This window comes from Streptosporangium sp. NPDC006930, from assembly GCF_040635605.1.
Lineage (GTDB): Bacteria > Actinomycetota > Actinomycetes > Streptosporangiales > Streptosporangiaceae > Streptosporangium.
In genome coordinates this window covers 45,825-67,233 of the sequence record NZ_JBEYID010000014.1, presented here as the reverse complement: position 1 = coordinate 67,233, position 21,409 = coordinate 45,825, and the positions used below count along the sequence as shown (strand labels likewise).

16 protein-coding genes are annotated in these 21,409 nt (G+C 70.7%); 11 read left to right on the top strand and 5 right to left on the bottom strand.

Annotation, left to right across the window (positions count from 1 at the left end):
* Positions 1–170 precede the first annotated feature (170 nt).
* The 6 genes from tkt (at position 171) to pgl (ending at position 8,460) form a co-directional block, all read left to right on the top strand.
* Positions 171–2,282: a transketolase gene (gene tkt, locus ABZ664_RS23990; RefSeq protein WP_362513956.1), complete on the top strand. Its 2,112-nt coding sequence runs from the start codon at positions 171–173 to the stop codon at positions 2,280–2,282.
* Between the two features lie 2 nt (positions 2,283–2,284).
* Positions 2,285–3,388, top strand: a complete 1,104-nt coding sequence (gene tal, locus ABZ664_RS23985) for a transaldolase (RefSeq protein ID WP_362513952.1) — start codon at positions 2,285–2,287, stop codon at positions 3,386–3,388.
* Between the two features lie 7 nt (positions 3,389–3,395).
* A complete protein-coding gene (locus ABZ664_RS23980; protein ID WP_362513949.1) occupies positions 3,396–5,024 on the top strand; it encodes a glucose-6-phosphate isomerase in 1,629 nt (542 codons plus the stop codon).
* A gap of 169 nt (positions 5,025–5,193) precedes the next feature.
* Positions 5,194–6,717, top strand: a complete 1,524-nt coding sequence (gene zwf / locus ABZ664_RS23975) for a glucose-6-phosphate dehydrogenase (RefSeq protein ID WP_362514365.1) — start codon at positions 5,194–5,196, stop codon at positions 6,715–6,717.
* Entirely contained in the window at positions 6,718–7,629 is a 912-nt protein-coding gene (locus tag ABZ664_RS23970; RefSeq protein WP_362513946.1) for a glucose-6-phosphate dehydrogenase assembly protein OpcA, read from the top strand.
* A 57-nt stretch (positions 7,630–7,686) separates the two neighbouring features.
* Complete coding sequence (pgl, locus tag ABZ664_RS23965; protein WP_362513943.1) at positions 7,687–8,460, top strand: 6-phosphogluconolactonase; 774 nt, start codon at positions 7,687–7,689, stop codon at positions 8,458–8,460.
* 57 nt (positions 8,461–8,517) lie between these two features.
* Here the strand turns inward: pgl and add are convergent, their stop codons facing one another.
* A complete protein-coding gene (gene add, locus ABZ664_RS23960; protein ID WP_362513940.1) occupies positions 8,518–9,552 on the bottom strand; it encodes an adenosine deaminase in 1,035 nt (344 codons plus the stop codon).
* 210 nt (positions 9,553–9,762) lie between these two features.
* Entirely contained in the window at positions 9,763–10,794 is a 1,032-nt protein-coding gene (locus ABZ664_RS23955) for a GNAT family N-acetyltransferase (protein WP_362513937.1), read from the bottom strand.
* A 178-nt stretch (positions 10,795–10,972) separates the two neighbouring features.
* On the opposite strand from ABZ664_RS23955, the gene ABZ664_RS23950 reads away from it, so the two are divergent.
* From ABZ664_RS23950 to ABZ664_RS23940, 3 genes are all read left to right on the top strand, one after another.
* Positions 10,973–12,373: an FAD-dependent oxidoreductase gene (locus ABZ664_RS23950; protein WP_362513934.1), complete on the top strand. Its 1,401-nt coding sequence runs from the start codon at positions 10,973–10,975 to the stop codon at positions 12,371–12,373.
* Positions 12,374–12,605: 232 nt separating this feature from the next.
* Positions 12,606–14,219 carry an amidohydrolase gene (locus tag ABZ664_RS23945; RefSeq protein WP_362513931.1) on the top strand — a complete coding sequence of 538 codons (1,614 nt, stop codon included), beginning with the start codon at positions 12,606–12,608 and terminating at the stop codon, positions 14,217–14,219.
* 285 nt (positions 14,220–14,504) lie between these two features.
* Positions 14,505–15,317 (top strand): MBL fold metallo-hydrolase, encoded by an 813-nt coding sequence (locus ABZ664_RS23940; RefSeq protein WP_362513928.1) that lies wholly within the window; start codon positions 14,505–14,507, stop codon positions 15,315–15,317.
* A 163-nt stretch (positions 15,318–15,480) separates the two neighbouring features.
* Here the strand turns inward: ABZ664_RS23940 and ABZ664_RS23935 are convergent, their stop codons facing one another.
* Positions 15,481–16,716: a beta-ketoacyl-[acyl-carrier-protein] synthase family protein gene (locus ABZ664_RS23935; RefSeq protein WP_362513925.1), complete on the bottom strand. Its 1,236-nt coding sequence runs from the start codon at positions 16,714–16,716 to the stop codon at positions 15,481–15,483.
* Between ABZ664_RS23935 and ABZ664_RS23930 the strand changes: the two genes are divergently transcribed.
* Positions 16,715–17,368, top strand: a complete 654-nt coding sequence (locus ABZ664_RS23930) for a TetR/AcrR family transcriptional regulator C-terminal domain-containing protein (protein ID WP_362513922.1) — start codon at positions 16,715–16,717, stop codon at positions 17,366–17,368. The genes ABZ664_RS23935 and ABZ664_RS23930 overlap by 2 nt on opposite strands.
* Positions 17,369–17,674: 306 nt before the next feature.
* Positions 17,675–18,934: an MFS transporter gene (locus tag ABZ664_RS23925; RefSeq protein WP_362513918.1), complete on the top strand. Its 1,260-nt coding sequence runs from the start codon at positions 17,675–17,677 to the stop codon at positions 18,932–18,934.
* 50 nt (positions 18,935–18,984) lie between these two features.
* Here the strand turns inward: ABZ664_RS23925 and ABZ664_RS23920 are convergent, their stop codons facing one another.
* Positions 18,985–20,940, bottom strand: a complete 1,956-nt coding sequence (locus ABZ664_RS23920; RefSeq protein ID WP_362513913.1) for a Xaa-Pro dipeptidyl-peptidase — start codon at positions 20,938–20,940, stop codon at positions 18,985–18,987.
* 198 nt (positions 20,941–21,138) lie between these two features.
* Complete coding sequence (locus ABZ664_RS23915) at positions 21,139–21,300, bottom strand: hypothetical protein (protein WP_362513909.1); 162 nt, start codon at positions 21,298–21,300, stop codon at positions 21,139–21,141.
* Between the last annotated feature and the right edge of the window lie 109 nt (positions 21,301–21,409).

Genomic DNA, 21,409 nt, shown 5'->3' with positions numbered 1-21,409 from the left:
GCGGCGCGAGAGGACTCCCCGAGGGGGAGGCACGCCGCCTGCCGATCCCCCGGACCCGCCTCGGGCCGACCTACGCCCCGGTAGCCAGGTCGAACCCGTTAGGGTCCGGTGTGGGCGGGAAATACCAGACCGGCGCCACCATCACACGATTAGATCCGGAGATCGAGCACTTGAGCACTGAACTCGTGCCAGCCCTCGAATGGAGCGACCTGGACCGCCGTGCGGTCGACGTCGTACGCACCCTGGCCATGGACGCGGTAGAGAAGGCGGGATCGGGTCACCCCGGCACCGCGATGAGCCTGGCGCCGGCCGCTTACCTGCTGTTCCAGCAGGTGATGCGACATGACCCGTCAGACCCCTCGTGGGCGGGCCGTGACCGGTTCGTCCTTTCGGCGGGTCACAGCAGCCTGACTCTCTACATTCAGCTCTTCCTCTCCGGCTACGGTCTGAGCCTCGACGACATCAAGGGGCTCCGCCAGTGGGAGAGCCTCACGCCCGGCCACCCCGAGCACGGCCACACCGTCGGCGTCGAGACCACCACGGGCCCGCTCGGCCAGGGCCTGGGCAACGCGGTCGGCATGGCGATGGCCGCCCGCCGCGAGCGCGGCCTGTTCGACCCGGACGCCGCCCCGGGCGCGAGCCCGTTCGACCACAACATCTGGTGCATCGCCTCCGAGGGTGACATCGAGGAGGGCATCAGCCACGAGGTGAGCGCCCTCGCGGCCCACCAGAGGCTGGGCAACCTCACCGTCGTCTTCGACAGCAACCACATCTCGATCGAGGACGACACCCAGATCGCGCTGAGCGAGGACATCGTCGCGCGCTACGAGGCGTACGGGTGGCACACCCAGACGGTCGACTGGACGCGGACGGGCGAGTACGTCGAGGACGTCCAGGCGCTGTACGAGGCCCTGGAGGCCGCCCGCGCCGAGACCGGCAGGCCGTCGTTCATCCGGCTGCGCACGATCATCGGCTGGCCCGCGCCCAACAAGCAGAACACCGGCAAGATCCACGGCTCGGCGCTGGGCGCCGACGAGGTCGCCGCCACCAAGAAGGTCATGGGCTTCGACATCGAGAAGAGCTTCGACGTCCCCTCCGAGGTGCTGGAGCACGCCCGCGAGGTCGTCGAGCGCGGCCGGGCCGTGCGGGCAGAGTGGGACAAGCTCTACCAGAGCTGGCGTGAGGCCAACCCCGAGCGCGCCGCCGAGTTCGACCGCATCTCCGCGCGACGGCTTCCCGCGGACTGGACCGGGGCGCTGCCGACCTTCGAGATCGGCTCCTCCGTCGCCACCCGCAAGGCCTCCGGCGAGGTGCTCAGCGCCCTCGCGCCGGTGCTGCCCGAGCTGTGGGGCGGCTCGGCCGACCTCGCCGAGTCCAACAACACCACGATGAAGGGCGAGCCGTCCTTCATCCCCGAGGAGTTCCAGACCAAGGACTTCCCCGGCGGCCCCTACGGCCGCACGCTGCACTTCGGCATCCGCGAGCACGGCATGGGCGCGATACTCAACGGCATCGCGCTGCACGGCGGCACCCGCCCGTACGGTGGCACGTTCCTGGTGTTCAGCGACTACATGCGCCCGGCCGTGCGGCTGGCCGCGCTGATGAAGCTGCCGGTCACCTACGTGTGGACGCACGACTCCATCGGCCTGGGCGAGGACGGCCCGACGCACCAGCCCGTCGAGCACCTGTGGGCGCTGCGCGCCATCCCCGGTCTCGACGTGGTCCGCCCGGCCGACGCCAACGAGACGGCCGCCGCCTGGCAGGTCGTGCTGGAGCACAACGACCGCCCTGCCGCGCTCGCGCTCACCCGCCAGAACCTTCCGGTCTACGAGGGCACCCGCGACGCGGACAAGGTCGCCCGCGGCGGTTACATCCTGCGGGACGCCTCCGACGGGCAGCCCTCGGTGATCCTGATCGGTACCGGCTCCGAGGTCGAGCTGGCCGTCGAGGCCCGCGAGCTCCTTGAGGCGCAGGGCATCGCCACCCGGGTCGTGTCGATGCCGTGCGTGGAGTGGTTCCAGGCCCAGGACGCGGCCTACCGGCAGACGGTGCTGCCGTCGGCGGTGCGCGCGCGCGTGGCGGTCGAGGCGGGAATCGCGCTGGGCTGGCGGGAGTTCGTGGGAGACGAGGGTGTGGTGGTGAGCCTGGAGCACTTCGGTGCCTCGGCCCCCTACAAGACCCTCTACGAGCAGTTCGGCCTGACCGCCGAGCGCGTGGCCGCCGCCGCCAAGGCGAGCCTCGCCAAGACCGGAGCCGACAAGGGCGAGACGACGGGAAACTGATCATGAGTGAGATCCTGAAGAAGCTCTCCGAGCAGGGTGTCTCCATCTGGCTGGACGACATCAGCCGCGAGCGCCTGCGCACGGGCAACCTGCAGTCCCTGATCAACGACAGGCAGGTGGTCGGCGTCACCTCCAACCCGACGATCTTCGCCTCGGCGCTGAGCAAGGGCGACGCCTACGACGGCCAGTTGCACGACCTGAAGATCCGCGGCGTCGACGTGGAGGAGGCCGTGCGGGCGATCACCACCTACGACATCCGCTGGGCCGCCGACGTGCTGCGGCCGGTCTACGACACCACCGGCCAGGTGGACGGCCGGGTGTCGATCGAGGTCGACCCCCGCCTGTCCAAGGACACCGACAAGACCGTCGCCGAGGCGCGCGCGCTGTGGTGGCTGGTCGACCGGCCCAACCTGTTCATCAAGATCCCCGCCACCGTCGAGGGCCTGCCCGCGATCACGCAGGCGATCTCCGAGGGCATCAGCGTCAACGTCACGCTGATCTTCTCCCTTGAGCGCTACCGCGCCGTGATGGACGCCTGGCTGACCGGCCTGGAGAAGGCCAAGGAGGCCGGCCTGGACCTGTCGGCCATCGAGTCGGTCGCCTCGTTCTTCGTCAGCCGCGTGGACGGCGAGATCGACAAGCGCCTGGACAAGATCGGCACGCCCGAGGCGCTCGCGCTGAGGGGCAAGGCCGCGGTCGCCAACGCCCGCCTCGCCTTCGCCGCCTTCGAGGAGGTCGTCGCGTCCCCGCGCTGGCAGGCGCTGGCCGAGGCCGGCGCGCGGGCGCAGCGCCCGCTGTGGGCCTCCACCGGGACGAAGAACCCCGACTACCCCGACACCCTCTACGTCGACGAGCTGGTCACCTCCGGAACGGTCAACACGATGCCGGAGAAGACCCTGGAGGCCACGGCCGACCACGGCAACATCACCGGCGACACGGTCCGCTCCTCCTACGAGGAGGCCTGGAACACCATGGCGGCGCTCAAGGACGCCGGCATCGACTACGACGATGTGGTGCGCTTCCTGGAGGAGGACGGCCTGAACAAGTTCGAGGCCTCCTGGAAAGAGCTGCTGGAGACCGTCTCCTCCGAGCTGAAGAAGGCGTGAGGACCATATGTCAGTGTCCGTGACGTTCAGCGAGGACGACTTCACCGAGCAGGCCTCGGAGACGGCAGGACAGCTCGCCTCCGAGGGGGTCCCCCAGGCCCTCGCCTCCGGCGACTCCACCCTGTGGGGTCCCGAGGCGGAGGCCGAGGCGGCGATCCGGCTCGGCTGGCTCAACCTCCCGCTGACGAGCAGGCAGCTGCTCCCCGAGATCGGCGCGCTGGTGGAGCGGGCCCGCGCCGAGGGCCTGGACCACGTGGTCCTGGCCGGCATGGGCGGCTCCTCCCTCGCCCCCGAGGTCATCACCACCTCCGACGACGTACCCCTCACCGTTCTCGACACCACCGACCCCGGCCAGGTGCGCCGGGCGCTCGAGGACCGGTTGGAGAGCACGATCCTGGTCGTCGCGAGCAAGAGCGGCGGCACGGTCGAGACCGACAGCCACCGGCGGATCTACGAGAAGGCCTTCCGTGACGCCGGGATCGACCCGGCGAAGAGGATCGTCGTCGTCACCGACCCCGGCTCGCCCCTGGAGGCGAGCGCCCGCGAGGCGGGTTACCAGGTGATCCTCGCCGACCCGAACGTGGGCGGCCGCTACAGCGCCCTGACGGCGTTCGGCCTGGTGCCCAGCGCGCTGGCGGGCGCCGACGTCGAGCAGTTGCTCGACGACGCGGCCGAGGTGGCGCCGCTGCTGTCGCGGACCGAGGGCAACCCCGGCCTCGACCTCGGCGCCGCCCTGGGCGCCGCCGCCGAGGCCGGGCGCGACAAGCTCGTGATCGAGGACAGCCTGTCGGAGATCAACGGCCTGCCCGACTGGATCGAGCAGCTGGTCGCCGAGTCCACCGGCAAGTCCGGCAAGGGCATCCTGCCCGTCGTGGGCGCCGACCCCGGTGACGCCGACGACGAGCTGCTCGCCGGGATCGACACCGACGGCGTCGTGACCGTCGCCGGCCCGCTGGGCGCGCAGTTCCTCGTCTGGGAGTACGCCACGGCCGTCGCGGGCCGCGTCCTCGGCATCGACCCGTTCAACCAGCCGAACGTGGCCGAGTCCAAGGAGAACACCGCCAAGCTGCTCGACCAGGCCGAGCTGCCGGTCGGCACCCCGATCCTGGTCGACGGCCCGGTGGAGGTGTACGGCGAGTTCCCCGGCTCCGAGGACGTCAAGGACCTGTCGGACGTGTTCACCCGGCTGCTGGAGGCGATCCCCGAGCGCGGCTACCTCGCGGTGATGGCCTACCTCGACCGTGAGGCGGCCTTCGACGCCCCGTACGCCGAGGGCGCCTCGTTCGAGGAGATGACGGACGTGTGGAGCGGCGCCGACCCGGCGACGCTGCGCGGGCTGCTCGCCGTCCGCACCGACCGCCCGGTCACCTTCGGCTGGGGACCCCGCTTCCTGCACTCCACCGGCCAGTACCACAAGGGCGGCCCGCAGAACGGGGTGTTCCTGCAGATCACCGGCGCGGTCGAGGATGACGTCGAGGTCCCCGGCAAGCCCTACACCCTGGGCCGGCTCCAGCTCGCCCAGGCCCTGGGCGACCTGGGCGCGCTGGCCAGCCGTGGGCGTCCCGCCGTACGGCTGCACCTGACCGACCGCGCCGCCGGAGTCGCGCGCCTGCTCGCCGCCTCACGGGAGGTCTGATGGACCGCCGGAGGTTCGCATGAGCAAGGGGAGCCCCCGGACGGGTGACGCGGCCGGTGCCCCGGCATCGGCCGCCGACACGGTCGTCCCCGCGACGGACGCGCAGGGGGAGAAGACACCCACGACCACCACGGCCACCGACGTCGCGACCGCCGGCGTCACCGAGGCCATGATCGAGGCCAACCCGCTGCGCGACCCGAGCGACAAGCGCCTGCCCCGCGTGGCCGGGCCGTGCGTGCTGGTGCTGTTCGGCGTGACCGGCGACCTGGCACGCAAGAAGCTGCTGCCGGCGATCTACGACCTCGCCAACCGAGGGCTGCTGCCCCCGGGCTTCTCCCTGGTCGGCTTCGCCCGCCGCGACTGGAAGGACCAGGACTTCGCGCAGCTGGCCCACGACGCGGTCAAGGAGCACGCGCGGACGCCGTTTCGCGAGGAGGTCTGGAAGCAGCTGTCGGAGGGCATCTTCTTCTGCCGTGGCGAGTTCACCGACGACGGTGCGTTCGACACGCTGGCGATGATGCTCAAGGAGATCGACCAGACCCGGGGCACCGGCGGCAACTACGGCTTCTACCTCTCGGTGCCGCCGAAGTTCTTCCCGGTCGTGGTCCAGCAGCTGAAGCGGACCGGCCTCGCCGACGGCCCTCCCGGATCCTGGCGCCGGGTGGTGATCGAGAAGCCCTTCGGGCACGACCTGCAGAGCGCCCAGGAGCTCAACGCGATCACCAGCGCGGTCTTCCCGGAGAGCTCGGTGTTCCGCATCGACCACTACCTGGGCAAGGAGACCGTCCAGAACATCCTGGCGCTGCGGTTCGCCAACAACCTGTTCGAGCCGATCTGGAACCGCGGCTACGTCGACCACGTGCAGATCACGATGGCCGAGGACATCGGCATCGGCGGCCGGGCGGGTTACTACGACGGCATCGGCGCGGCCCGCGACGTGATCCAGAACCACCTGCTGCAGCTGCTCGCCCTGGTCGGCATGGAGGACCCGACGTCGTTCGGGGCCGACTCACTGCGCAGGGAGAAGGAGAAGGTCCTCAAGGCGGTGCGGCTGCCGTCCGACCTGTCCCAGGCCACCGCGCGTGGCCGCTACGGGCCCGGCTGGCAGGGCGGCGAGCCGGTGATCGGCTACACCCAGGAGGAGGGCATCCCGCCCGACTCGATCACCGAGACCTACGCGGCCATCAAGCTGGAGATCGCCAACCGGCGCTGGGCCGGGGTGCCGTTCTACCTGCGCACCGGCAAGCGGCTGGGCCGCCGGGTCACCGAGGTGGCCGTGGTGTTCCAGCGGGCGCCGCACCTGCCGTTCAGCAAGGACGACACCGAGATCCTGGGGCAGAACGCGCTGGTCATCCGGGTTCAGCCGGACGAGGGCATCACGGTGCGCTTCGGCTCCAAGGTGCCGGGCACCGCGATGGAGGTGAGGGACGTCTCGATGGACTTCGCCTACGGCGAGTCGTTCATGGAGTCCTCCCCCGAGGCCTACGAGCGGCTGCTGCTGGACGTGCTGATCGGCGACCCGCCGCTCTTCCCGCACCAGCGCGAGGTCGAGCTGTCATGGAAGATCCTCGACCCGATCGAGGACTTCTGGAGCTCCCAGGGCCCGCCGGAGGAGTATCCCTCGGGCACGTGGGGGCCGGCCTCGGCCGACGAGATGATGGCCCGCGACGGGCGCGTCTGGAGGCGGCTGTAGATGACCAGCTTCATGCTCAGCGGCACGACCGCCTCGAAGATCTCCTCGCAGCTCACCCATCTGCGCCACCAGATGGGCACCCCGGCGGTCGGCATGGTGCTGACCCTCGTGGTGGTCTGCGGCGAGAGCGACCAGTACGACGCGGTCCGGGCCGCGACCGAGGCCGCCAGGGAGCACCCCTCCCGGATCCTGGTCGTCATCCCCCGCGACTCCGAGGAGCCGAACCGGCTCGACGCCGAGATCCGGTTCGGCGAGTCGACCCCGGGCGAGGTGATCCTGCTGCGCCTGTACGGGGAGCTGACCAGGCACGCCGACTCGGTCGTCAGCCCGCTGCTGCTCACCGACACCCCGGTGGTGGCCTGGTGGCCCACCGACGGCCCCGAGGTGCCGTCCAAGGACCCGATCGGCATGCTGGCCCAGCGTCGCATCGTCGACGCGCGGTCGGCGGCCGACCCGGTCAAGGCGATCGTCGGCCGGGCCCGCGGTTACGTGCCCGGTGACACCGACCTGGCCTGGACCCGGCTGACGACGTGGCGGAGCCTGCTGGCCGCCGCGTTCGACCAGCCGGTGGGCAAGGTCAAGCGGGGTGCCATCGATGCCGTGCCCGGCCATGCCAGCGCCCTGCTGCTCGGGGCCTGGCTCGGCGAGCGCCTCGACGCTCCCGTGAAGGTCTCCGACTCCGCCGGGCCCGGCCTGACCATGGTCAAGCTGATCGCGGCGGACGGCGACATCACCATCACCCGCCCTGACGGCCGGCTGGGCACGTTGTCGCGTCCCGGTCAGCCTGACCGCAGGGTCGCCCTGGCCCGGCGCCCGACGTCGGAGCTGCTCTCCGAGGAGCTGCGGCGGCTGGACCCCGACGAGATCTACGCGTCGGCGATCCGGCGACTCGCCCGGACCCACAAGTCCTGAGCCGTGAGCGCCCCGCGGCGATCGCCGCGGGGCGCCTCCTTTCGAAAGAGAAGCCCCGTGAGCGTTCCCATTGTGATCACCCACCGCGACGCCGACGTGCTCGCCAAGGCCGTCGCCGCCCGGGTGATCGTCCGAGTCGTCGACGCCCAGTCGGCCAAGGGCTCGGCCCACCTGGTCCTGACCGGCGGGACCGTCGGCATCGCCACCCTCGCCGAGATCGCCGCCTCCCCCGCCAGGGACGCCGTCGACTGGCGCAAGGTGGACATCTGGTGGGGCGACGAGCGTTTCCTGCCGGATGGCGACCCCGAGCGCAACGAGACCGGTGCCCGCGAGGCCCTGCTCGATCAACTCGACCTCGACCCCGAGCGGGTCCACGTGATGCGCGGCCCCGACTCCGGTATGACCGCCGAGGAGTCGGCCGAGGCCTACGCCGAGGAGCTCCGCAAGGCCGCGCCTCCCGAGGAGCACGGCCCGGCCCCTGCGTTCGACCTCATGATGCTGGGCATGGGCCCCGACGGCCACGTCGCCTCGCTCTTCCCCGGCATGCCCGCCCTGCACGACACCCGGCCCGTGGTCGCGGTACACGACTCCCCCAAGCCCCCGCCCACCCGTATCTCGCTCACGCTGCCGGTGATCCAGGGTGCCCGCGAGGTGTGGGTGATCGCCGCCGGCGAGGAGAAGGCCGAAGCGGTACGGCTCGCGCTGTCGGACTCGGGGACGATGCAGGTCCCCGCGGCCGGCGCCCGAGGCAGCCGGAACACCCTCTTCCTGCTGGACAGGGCCGCCGCCTCCAAGATCCCCTCCTCCCTGAGCCGGATCTCCTCCCCCTGAGCCGCGCGTCTGTCGCGAATCGGCATGACCTGACGATCGCGATCTTCGAGATGGCCGTCAGGGTGCGGTCTCGGAGTGCTGGGCGGCGACGGCGTCGATCTCGGTGAGGATCTCCTGCTTGCCCGCCGGGTCCATGGACGAGGCCTCGACGGCGTTGCGGGCCAGGGTGGCGAGGGTGGCGCGGTCCAGGCCGAGTTGGTCGGCGGCGACGCGGTACTCGCGGCTCAGGGTGGTGGCGAACATGGGCGGGTCGTCGCTGTTGAGGGTGACGAACAGGCCCTCCTCGATCATGCGGGGCAGGGGGTGCTCCTCGATGCGGGCGACCTGGCCGGTGCAGACGTTGGAGGTGGGGCAGACCTCCAGGGGGATCTGCGTCTCGCGCAGGTGGGCGACGAGGCGGGGGTCGTCCATGCAGGCGATGCCGTGCCCGATCCGCTCGGCGCCCAGGAGGTCGAGGGCCTCCCAGATGGTCTCCGGGCCGCTCATCTCGCCCGCGTGCGGCAGGCTGCGCAGCCCGGCGGCGGTGGCGGCGCGGAAGGCGTCGGCGAAGACGTCCCGATACTTCGGGCGGTCCTGTTCGATGCCGGCCAGCCCGAAACCTACCAGCTCCTGGGGAGGTTCGCCGAGCGCGTGGTCCAGGGTGACGCGGGCCGCCTCGGCGCCGTACTCGCCGGGGATGTCGAACACGTACGCCATCCGCACCCCGTGCTCCTCGTGGGAGCGCCGGGCGGCGAGGTCGAGCGCCTCGGTGACCTCGCGCATCGGCATGCCCACGACGTGGTGCGCGTACGGCGTGACGGTCAGCTCGACGTAGCGGCCGTTCTGCGCCGCGAGGTCGGAGGCGAGGCCGAGCACCAGGGTGGCCACGTCCTCCGGCTCGCGGACGAGGGCGTTGATCGCCTGGTAGATGCGGGCGAAGTGCGGGAAGTCGGTGAACCTGTAGAAGGCGCGCAACTCCTCCTCGTCCGTGGGGACGCCGCCGCCGGGGTGGCGGCGGGCGAGTTCGAGCACGGTGGGGACGGAGGCGGAGCCGACCAGGTGGACGTGGAGTTCGACCTTGGGAAGCGCGTCGATGAAGGCGTTGATCGTCATGCGGGGACCCTACGCACGCCGCCCTCGGCCGCGAAAGGCATTTACCATGAAGCTGACACTAAAATGTCATCTTTCCCCGGGAGAGGCCGAGGCCGCGCACCCCGACCTCTCCCGGGGAGGACTGTGGTCCCACGGAGAAACCGAAAAGTGCGACCTCCCCGCTTCGGGACCCCTGAGCGATCTCGAAACGGGAAGGTCGCGTGATGGGGTTCAGCTCGGGGATGCCGTCGCCATCACGCCCACGGCCAGCCTGGCTTCCACCACGCCGGGGTCCTCGGTGTAGTTCAGGGTCGCGCCGAGCGAGACCAGGAGCCTGCGCATGCGGATGTTGTCGGACAGCAGCGTCGCCCTGACCTCGGCGAAGCCCAGGTCGCGGGCCTGGCGGACGAGCATTCCCGCCAGGGCCGTCCCCAGGCCCCTGCCCTGCCAGCGGTCCTCGATCAGGAACGCCATCTCGGCGGTGCCCGGGTCGGAGGTGAACATCAGGTTGGCGAGACCGACGACCTGGCCGTCGTGTCCGGCGACGATCGACTGGCCCCGGGCGCGGTCGCAGAGCCGCTCGAAGACCTTCGGCGGCAGCACCGGCGCCGAGGTGAAGTAGCGGAACCTGCGGGCCTCGGGCGAGCAGCGGTCGTGCAGGTCGCGTACGGCCTCGCGGTAGAGGCGGGTGAGCGGGCGGACGTTGACCTCGACGCCGTCGGAGAGCGTGATGTCGCGGTCGGCCCCGGACTCCTCGACGGGGGGCTGCGCCAGGCGGACGAAGGAGGCCGCGCGGGCGGCCTCGGTCAGGGTGAAGGGCAGCTCGGCCCTGCGGACCCTGATCGCGCGGCGCGGGGCCACGGGTACGGTCAGCAGGGTCGGGTCCGGAAGATCACTCATCTCCGAACCGTAGACCCAGCGGGAGTCGTCGGCGCGCAGCAGCTCTCCCAGCAGCTCCGGCAGGCGCCAGGGCGTCATGCGCAGCCGGGAGGCGAGCAGCAGGACGCGGGTGGGCTCGTCGGTCAGCTCGTGGGCGGTGGCGGCGACGACCTGGACCTGCCGTCCCCCGGCGGCCTCCAGCGCCTCGCGTACCGCCTCGGCTCCCGCGGGGATGTCCGTGACGAACTCGTCGACCGTGCCGTCCACGTCGGTCTGCACGCTCAGGCCCAGAATGTTGCCACCCTTGGCGGCGAGCGCGGCGGTCAGCGAGGCCAGCCGTCCCGGCCTCTCGTCAACGGTCGTACGAATCCTCAGAAACCCCATCAGAATGCCCCTTCCGTCAGGGCATAGCCTGTCCCGGAGCTGTTACGGGACTGCTACACATGAGTGAGCCCATCGTTACGTTTGAGAAGATCGCTCATTACGCGGCCGGACGGCGTTTCTACAACGGTTTCCGTTGACAGGTACACCCATATAGACGGATACAGCAGAATGTGAGGCCATGAGCACGCGCGTTCCCCTGGCCGGGGACTTCGTCAACGGAGACGTCTCCTTCTGGTACCGCTCCCTCGGCATCCCCTCCCCCGGCGCCCCTCTCACCGGAGACCTCGACGCCGACGTCGCCATCGTCGGCGCCGGATACACGGGCCTGTGGACCGCCTACTACCTGAAGAAGGCGAGCCCTGACCTGCGGATCGTCGTGCTGGAGAAGGAGTTCGCCGGATACGGCGCCTCCGGACGCAACGGCGGCTGGCTGGTCGGCGAGCTGGCCGGCACCCCCGAGCGCTACGCCAGGACGCACGGCGTGGACGCGGCCAGGCGGCTGCAGCGGGTGATGTTCGACACGATCGACGAGGTCGTCGCCGTCGCCCAGGACGAGAACATCGACGCCGAGATCGTCAAGGGCGGCGTCACCACGGTCGCCACCAACGCCGCCCAGGACCGGCGGCTGCACCGGCTGCTCGCCCACGAGCGCCACTGGGGCTGGACCGAGGAGGACGTGCGGCTGCTCGACCCCGCCGAGCGGGAGGGACGCCTGCGGGTGAACGGCGCGGTCAGCGCGATCTGGAGCCCGCACTGCGCCAGGATCCAGCCCGCCAAGCTGGCCAGGGGCCTGGCAGAGACCGTGCGAAACCTCGGGGTGGAGATCTTCGAGCGCACCCCGGTCACCGAGATCGCCCCTCGCGAGGCCCGCACGCCGCACGGGACAGTCCGCGCCGAATACGTCATCCGCGCCACCGAGGGCTTCACCGCCGAGCTGAGGCAGTATCACCGGACGTGGCTGCCGATGAACAGCTCCATGATCGTCACCGAGCCGCTGGGCGCGCTGTGGGACGAGATCGGCTGGGAGGGCAACGAGCTGCTCGGCGACATGGCGCACTACTACATGTACGCCCAGCGCACCGCCGACGGCCGGATCGCGTTCGGCGGGCGCGGCAAGCCCTACCTGTACGGATCCCGCGTGGACGACCGGGGCCGCACCCACGAGTGGACGATCGAGGCGCTCTGGGAGCTGCTCACCGGGATGTTCCCCGCGGTCAGGGCCTCCCGCGTGGCGCATGCCTGGTCCGGCGTACTCGGCGTGCCCCGCGACTGGTGCGCCACCGTGCACGTCGACCACGCCACCGGCATCGGCTGGGCGGGCGGCTACACCGGCCACGGGGTGACCACGACCAACCTCGCCGGCCGTACCCTGCGCGACCTCGTCCTGCGCGAGGACACCGACCTGACCTCCCTGCCCTGGGTGGACCGCAAGGTGCGCGGCTGGGAGGTGGAACCGCTGCGGTGGATCGGCGTGCACGCCATGTACGACCTCTACCGCCGGGCCGACGCCAGGGAGAAGGCCGGGCTCGGCCGCACCTCGGTGCTGGCCCGCGTCGCCGACTCCATCACCGGACGCTGAGCGCCGGGGAGAGGTCCCCGGACGGCACCGCCCGTCGAACGCCCGACGCCGGCGTACGGGCGATGGACGTCGGCGGACGTCGGCGAGTGTCGGCGGACGTCTCCGGGTCTCGGCCGACACCCGGGGAAAACTCACGCTGGACCTCGGCCGGTCGAGCGTGCAATGTAGGTGATCAAGCGGCATCTCGGGGCGCCAGCGGCCTCCGGGACATCGGCAGAAGGATGGTACGAAAGTGAGCGACCTGCTCTTCCGGGGCGGCCGGGCCTTCCTCGCCGCGGACGCCTTCGCCGAGGCGGTGCTGGTCCGTGACGGCCGGATCGCCGCCGTCGGCACGGAGGCCGACGTCATGCGGCTCGCCGCCCCCGGCCACGAGGTGGTCGACCTGGACGGCCGCCTGCTCACCCCGGCGTTCACCGACGCGCACATCCACCCGGTCCAGGCGGGCCTGGAGCGGGCCAGGTGCGACCTGTCCGGGGTCTACGGCCTGCCGGAGTATCTGGAGCGGATCACCACCTACGCCGCCTCCCACCCCGGCCACGAGTGGATCGACGGCGGCGGCTGGGACATGTCGGCCTTCCCCGGCGGCCTGCCGCACCGCTCCCAGCTCGACGTCGTCGACCGCCCGGTCTACCTGATCCAGCGCGACCACCACGCCGCCTGGGTGAACAGCCGGGCCCTGGAACTGGCCGGGATCACCCGCGACACCCCCGACCCCGCCGACGGCAGGATCGAGCGCGACGCCGACGGCACGCCGAGCGGCGTGCTGCACGAGGGCGCGATGGACCTGGTCGGCCTGCTCACCCCCCGCCCCAGCGCCCAGGACATGCACGAGGCACTGCTGACGGCCCAGGACCACCTGTTCTCCCTCGGCGTCACCGGCTGGCAGGACGCCATCGTCGGCTCCTACGCGGGCTACGACGACCAGCTGCCCACGTACGTCTCGGCGGCGGCCTCCGGCGCGCTGCGCGCCCGCGTCGTGGGCGCGCTGTGGTGGGACCGGGCGCGCGGCGCCGAGCAGATCCCCGAACTGCTGGAGCGGCGCCGCTCCGCCGAGGGCCTGGAGCGGTTCCGCGCGACCTCGGTGAAGATCATGCAGGACGGCATCGCCGAGAACTTCACCGCGGCGGTGATCGAGCCCTACTGCCGCTGCGGCGGTACCGGCCTGTCGTACGTGGACCCCGTGCTCTTGAAGGAGTGCGTCGCCGAGCTGGACCGGCACGGCTTCCAGGTGCACTTCCACGCCATCGGCGAGCGGGCCGTCCGCGAGGCGCTGGACAGCTTCGAGGGGACCGACCCGGCCAACCGGCACCACATCGCGCACCTGCAGATCGTCGAGCCGTCCGACGTGCCGCGCTTCGCCAAGCTCGGCGTGACCGCCAACCTGCAGCCGCTCTGGGCCACCCACCACGCCCAGATGGACGAGCTCACCCTCCCCTTCCTGGGCGAGGAGCGCTCCACCTGGCAGTACCCGTTCGCCGACCTGCTGCGCAACGGCACGCTGTTCTGCGCGGGCAGCGACTGGCCTGTCTCCGAGGCCGACCCGATCCAGGGCATGCACGTGGCCGTCAACCGCACCGAACCCGGCGGCTCACTGCACGCGGGCTACCCGACGGCGCAGACCCCGTTCCTGCCCGGCCAGAGACTCACCCTCGCCACCGCGCTCACCGCCTACACCGTGGGCTCGGCCAGGATCAACCGCGACGACGACGCCGGCACCATCGTTCCCGGCAACCGCGCCGACCTCGTCGTCCTTGACCGCGACCCGTTCACCGAGCCGGAGTCCGACATCTGGCGCACCAAGGTCGCGATGACCTTCCTCGACGGCGAACAGGTCTACCAGCGCTGACCTCGTCCGACGGCCAACGGTCCGGCTCCCGGCGCCCTCGGACCTTCCTGCGGGAACGATGCGCGCCGGACCGGAGGACACCTCCTCAGGAGACGAGCTCGCTGTCCAGGTAGGCGCCCCGGACCTGAACGGTGTCGTGCGGCTCAAGGCGGCCGGATAACGCGACACCCCTCCCCCGCGACACACGGAGCGGCGTAACGACGGCGGCTGTCACAGGAGGACGCCGTACCATTCCCGAACAGCCGGGTCGTACCACTCCCGAACAGCCGGTCGGCGGAGGACATCGTGAACGATCTGCCCATCTGCGTCACCTGCGGGGTCCAGTACGCCGAGGCGCGGGACGACTGCCCGATCTGCGAGGACGAGCGACAGTACGTCGGCTGGGAGGGCCAGCGCTGGACCTCCCTCAACGAGTTGCGCGAGAGCCGGCACAGGACGCACCTCGCCGAGGAGGGCACCGGGGTCGTCGGCATCGGCACCGATCCCGCCACCGCCATCGGGCAGCGCGCCCTGCTGGTCCGCACCCCCACGGGCAACGTGCTGTGGGACATGGTCACCCACCTCGACGACGACCTGATCAGGCAGGTCGGCGAGCTTGGCGGGATCGACGCCATCGCGATCAGCCACCCGCACTTCTACGGCTCCATGGTCGAGTGGGCCCACGCCTTCGACGCGCCGATCCACATCCACGCGGCCGACCGCGACTGGGTGGCCCGCCCCGACGAGTCGGTGCTCTTCTGGGAGGGCGACTCCCACGAGATCCTGGAAGGGGTGACGCTGGTCAACGCGGGCGTGCACTTCGACGGCGGCCAGGTCATGCACTGGCGCGACGCCGAGGACGGCCGGGGCGCCCTGTTCTCCGGCGACATCCTCCAGGTCGTCCAGGACCGCCGCTGGGTCAGCTTCATGTACAGCTATCCGAACCTGATCCCCGAGCGTCCGGCGACCATCCGCCGCGCCCTGTCGCTGCTGGAGCCGTACGCCTTCGACCGCGTCTACGGCGGCTGGTGGAAGCGGATCGTACGCGCCGACGGCGCCGAAGCCGTCCGCCGCTCCGCCGACCGCTACCTCTCCTACGCCCTGGACGACTCCCCTTAGCCCTGCGCTTCTGCAAGAGGTTCAGCCTCAAGCCGCACCTGCGGGAATCCTTCAACTCTCCACCGATCCATTGAGCCGGTACGACTCCGGCACTGCGGATGTGCATCGCAGCGCCAGGTGAGGAGCGGGTCCGCTCTACGGACCGTTCCTCGTCCGGACACGGTCAAAGGGCGGTGAAGAGCAAAGAGACGTTCTGGCCGCCGAACCCGAAGGAGTTGCACACCGCCGCGCCGAGATGCTGCTTGCGGGGCTCGCCACTGACGACCTCAAGCTCGACTTCGGGGGATTTCCGGTCAAGGTTGAGGGTGGGCGGGATGACGCTGTTGGCGACCGACAGCAGGGTGATGATCGCCTCGACCGCGCCTGCGGCGCCGACGAGGTGACCGAGGCCGGACTTGGGTGCGGTGAGGACGACGTCGTTCCCGAGCGCCCGCTGGATCGCGGAGGCTTCACCGACGTCGCCCACGACGGTGGACGTGGCGTGACAGTTGACGTGATCGACGTCCGCCGGTCGGAGTCCGGCGGACGAGACGGCCCTGAGAATCGCCCGGGTTTGGCCGGAGCCCGCCGGGTCCGGGCCGGTGATGTGATGGGCGTCCGAGGTGATGCCGAACCCGGCCAACCGGCCGATCGGGCGGGCGCCCCGCGCGGCCGCGAAGTCCGCCCGCTCCAGGATCATGACACCGGCGCCCTCACCGAGTACGAAGCCGTCACGGTCGACGTCGAACGGCCGTGAGGCGCGCTCGGGGTCGTCGTCGCGCTTCGACAGCGTGCGCACCTGGGCGAAACCGGCGATGGTCAACGGCGTGATGGCGGCTTCCGTGCCGCCGGCAATGACGACGTCGACCTCGCCGGATCGAATGAGCCGGGCGGCGAAGGCGAGGGCTTCGGCGCCCGACGCGCACGCCGAGACAGGTGTGTACGCACCGGCGCGGGCACCGTACTCCAGGCTGATCCAGGCGGCCGGTCCGTTCGGCATCAGCATGGGGACCGCGAGGGGAGAGATCCGCTGAGGCCCCTTCTCCTCGATCAGATCGTCCTGGTCCAGGAGGGTGTTGATGCCGCCGATGCCGGTGCCGATCACCACCGCGAGGCGGTCCGGATCGACCTCGGGCGTGGCGGCGTCGGCCCAGGCCTGCTGGGCGGCGACGAGCGCGGCCTGCTGGCAGCGGTCCATGCGCCGGGTCGTGACACGGGGCAGCACCTCGTCGGGGGAGACCGCCATGGGAGCGGCGATCTTCACGGGCAGTTCGCCAGCGTGGGCGAACGGAGCCACGAGGTCGTCGATCCGGCGGACACCGGAGCGCCCGGCGAGGAGCCCCTCCCACAGAGAGGCGACGTCCCCGCCGAGAGGTGTGGTCGCTCCCAGGCCGGTGACAACGATGTCCTGAACGCTCATGTCGATCTCCTCACCACGGAAACGGTGTCCGAGCTTGATCTCGCGGAGTTGTATCGCATACAAATATAGGGTGTCCACGAGCGATCCCCCCCGAAGCCGCGGTCGACGCACCCGGGCGCAGCTTCTCGAACAGGCCGTGACGATCTTCTCCGGACGGCACTTCGGCTCCGTGAGCGTGGCCGAGATCGCGGCCGCGGCCGGCGCCCACCCGAACCAGATCACCTACTACTTCGGTTCCAAGGACGCCTTGTTCGTCCACGCGGCGTTCCTGATGCTGCTCCGCGACGCCGAACGCCTCAAGCCGGTCGGACACCGGCAGCGCACCCCCAGGGCGTTCCGCGAGGCGATGGCACGCACCGCGCTGGCGCTGCCGGCCGTACCGATCGCCGTCCAGGCGATGTCGATCACACGGCATCGACCCGAGTTGCAGCCGCTGGCGCAGCACGACCTCGATCTGCTCTTCCGTCTGGCGGAGCGTTACCTCACCGCGGTCCTGGAGCGCCATGACTGGGTCATCGATCGCCCTGCCCTCGTGGAGGCACGGACCTTCTGGAGCGCCGTCCTGGGGGCTCGGCTGATCTCGGAGTCCGGTTTCGGCGGCCGCTCCAGCGACATCGATCTCGCCGGGGTCCTGACGGTTCGCACGAGGTAGACCCCGGGAAATCCACCGTTCACAACCACGAACATCACGTCACCCACCGAGGTGGAATGCGAGGGTGTCGCGCTGCCGATAGCGCTCCGGATCGAAGACGAGGAAACGACCGGATAGCCGCCACCGGCGGATACGGCTCGACCAACGCCCGCTCGGCATCCGTCACCTCAAGGCGCGCCACATCCGGGTTCCACCGGCCACGGCCGGATCGCCACCGGGCCTCACCCAGATCCACACCCAGGAACAGCTCCCAAATGATCCTTTAATCACTGGAAAGGCCCGCCCGAGATGAGCGATAGTCGCTTCGTGGCACAGGCAGGGGGGCCGGGGAGCGGGGGCGGGCGCCCGCTGTGGCGCGATCGCAACTTCAACGTCTTCTGGGTCTCGCAGACGCTCTCCGTCGCCGGGGACTCGTTCGCCTACATCGCCATCCCGCTGCTGGTGCTGAACGTGACCGGGTCGGTCGCGCAGATGGGCCTGCTGACCGGTGTGGCCGGTGCCGCGTCGGTCTTCGCCGGGATCTTCGCCGGCATCCTGGCCGACCGGCTCGACCGGCGGACCCTGCTCATCTGCTGCGATCTCGCCCGCCTGGCGCTGTACGGGCTCATCCCGCTCGTCTGGGCGTTCGGCCCGCAGGTCTGGCTGCTGTACGTGGTGCTGCCGCTCAGCGAGGCGATCGGGATGGTCTTCCAGGTCACCTACGTGACCGCGGTGCGCAACCTGGTCGAGGGCGACCGCATCACCGAGGCGAACGGGCGGCTCTACGCGACCGCGGCGGCGGCCGGTGTCGGCGGCCCGCTGCTCGCCGGCGTGGTCTCCGGACAGTTCGGTCCGACCGCGGCGATCGCCATCAACGCGGCGAGCTTCGCGCTGTCGGCGGCGGCCCTGTACTTCGTCCGGTTCAAGCGGCCCGAGGCCGGTGCGACGGCGCCGCCGCGCCAGCGGCCCTGGCAGGAGATGCTGGCCGGTGCCCGGTTCCTCTGGCGGCACCCGGTGCTGCGCTCCCTGACGATCCTGCTCTCCTTCTTCATCTTCTTCACGCTCGGCATGACCGATGTGCTGATCTACCACCTGAAGCACGACCTGGGCCGCTCCGACGGCACCGTCGGCACGGTCCTCGCGGTCGCCGCGGTGGGCACGATCGCCGGGGCCGTGCTCGTGGCGCCCGTCCGCCGCAGGCTCGGTTTCGGCGTCACCTGGATCGGCGCCCTCGCGACGAGCGGGCTCGCGATGGCGGGCGTCGGCCTCTCGGGCCGCGTCCCGGTGATCGCCGCCCTGATGGCCGTCTATCTCTGCGGCGTCAGCGTGGCCGGGATCTGCTCGATGTCCCTGCGCCAGCAGGTGACCCCCGACCATCTGCTCGGCCGCGTCACCTCGGCGTTCTGGACGATCCACTTCTCCCTGGGCCCGGTGGGCGCGGCCGTCCTGACCTGGGGTGCGGGCGGCTACGGCGTCACCGTGATCTGCCTGCTCGCGGGCACCGCCTGCCTCCTGCTCGCAACGGTCGCGCTCTTCACTCCCATCCGCCGGTCCGCCCCCGAACACCCGGGGCCCGCCACCTCATGAGGCATGCTCCCGTCGACAGGGCGGGCCGCCCTGTCGACGGGAGCGACGGATCAGCCGTTCGCCGCGGTGAACGAGGCCGCCCCGCCGACGAGCGGCAGCGTGACCGTGCTCTTCGTCGTGTCGAGGTGCAGCTTCGCCCCGGGGGTGGGCCGGATGGTGTACTCGTAGTCGCTCGACAGCAGCACGACGCCGATGCGGTGCCCCGCCGCGAACACGTAGTCGTGCGGCTGCATGTCGAAGTCGAGGCGGTACGGGCTGCCCGGCTTGACCGGCTCGGTCTTCGAGATCGACTTACGGTTCTGCGGGTCCGTCCAGCCGCGAGTGATGATCTTCGCCTTGCCGTTCTGGTCGTAGTCGACGAGCAGCGCCGTGACGTTGGCGGCCGGCTGGCCGAAGGACATCCGCAGTGACACCTGCGGCGTGCCGCTGAGCCGGACCGCGTCGGTCAGCGCCCCCGACTTGTAGGCCAGGCGGTTGGGGGACGTCACCGCGTCGGCGAGGGCCAGTGCCCGCTTCGAGGCGTCGTCGACGATCGTCTCGGTCACCGGCTTGCCCTGGCGGGTCTTGTCGGCGGTGAGGGCACCCGCGGTGCCGTCCGTGCTGGGCGCCAGGTTGAGCTCGGTGTCCGCCGCGGTCGGTTCCGGCCACTCGGGGTATTCCACCAGCGTCCTGTTCTCGCGCTGGATCAGCGCCCGCTGGTCGTTCTCCACGCCGTTCTGCTGGCCCCACAGGTAGCGGGTGAACCAGCGGTTGAGCACGTTGACGCTCGGGGAGCCGCCGTGCCCGCCCTGGTGCAGATAGATCTTGTGCGGCACTCCGCGCGCCTTGAGCGCCTCGTACCACTGCGCGGCGTGCTTGGTCTTGACGTTCCAGTCGTTGAGCCCGTGCGCGACCAGCGTCGCGGCGCGGACCTTGTCGACGTCGTTCAGGTAGTTGCGCTCGTCCCAGAAGGCGCTGTAGTCGCCGGTGACCCGGTCCTGCTCCTTGGCGAGCCCTTCGATGACGCTCCGGCAGACCTGCCTGTCCGCGCGGGTGTAGACGTACTCCGCGAGCACGTCGGCGTCCTCGCCCTGGTAGCCGCCTGGGGCGACGACGGCGCCGTTCGCGCGGTAGTAGTCGTACCAGCTGGAGATCGCCGAGATCGGCACGATCGCCTCAAGTCCCTCGACGCCGGTGCTCGCGACCGCGTTGGGCAGGGTGCCGTTGTACGACGTGCCGATCATGCCGACCTTGCCGGTCGTCCAGGTGGCGCTGACCTCCCTGCCCGCGGCGTCGTACGCCTTCGCGCGACCGTTCAGCCAGTCGACGACCGCTTTCGCGCCGATGGTCTCGTTGCGCCCACCGGTGGTGGGACAGCCGTCGGACTTACCGCTGCCCAGCGACTCGGCGTGTACCACCGCGAAACCGCGAGGCAGCCAGTTGGCCTCGTGGCTGGTGCTGATGACGGGCTGCGGCCCGGTGCCCGTGACGGCCTCGTCATCCCTGGCCGCCTCGGCCACACCGGCGGCGGCGAGCCGCTCGTCGGCCGCCGGATCCTTCACCGAACCACCGCGGTTCATCCAGCCCTTGCCGGGGCGGAGCGCCTCGTGGAGCTCGTGATCGACGTTGTGGTTCGCGACCGCGTTGCCGCCCGCGTAGTAGGGGCTCACCTCGTACACGACGGGCGATTTCAGACCCGCCGTCTCCGTCTCCCGCAGTCGGGTGACCTCGGCGTGTACCCGATCGTTCCGCCCGTCGCCGTCACTGTCGATCGAGGTCTCGACCCACATCTCCTCGCGGATCCAGTCGTTGCGGTTCGACGAGAACACCGGCTGGGCCATGCCGTCCACGAAGACCGGTCCGACGGAGGGGTCGGCGACCGCGCCGACGGAGACCGAGGGCGCCGCGACCCCGGCCAGGGTCATGGCGACGGCGAGACCCAACGCCGCCGCGCCGCGACGCACCGATCTCGAACTACGGAGGGTGGCCGGCGCCTCAGGGCCCGTCACCAGAGGTGGTACAGACATCAAAAACCTTCCAGAACGATCAGTTCGGGGCGGGAAAAAACCCCGACCAAAGTTCAAGGGACAGTAAAGACTGCCCCAAGAAGGCTTGATGTTATGGGCAGGAAGTACGAAATGTCTATGGATGGGCACCCTGTCTTGATCAAGATAATTTCGATACATATCGAGCTAGATATCAGCGAATCGGCCACCCCGTGGAGATCAGGAACCGAGCGCGCCCGAGGTTGAGCGGGCCGTCGCCTTCGAGGCGCCCGCGGCCCGTGCCGCGGCCGTGAGCTCCCGGGAGAACGAGGTCGCGCCGGCGGGAACGGGAGCGGCGGTGACCATCACCGCCGCCGCGATCCCGGTTACGCGCTTGAACATGAGATGCCCTTCCTGTCGCGTGAGGATCAGCGGGACGTGCCGCCCCGCCGTCACGCACACCGTCCTGCACACCACTCACCCGATGGCCACCTGACGATTACTCAGAGTT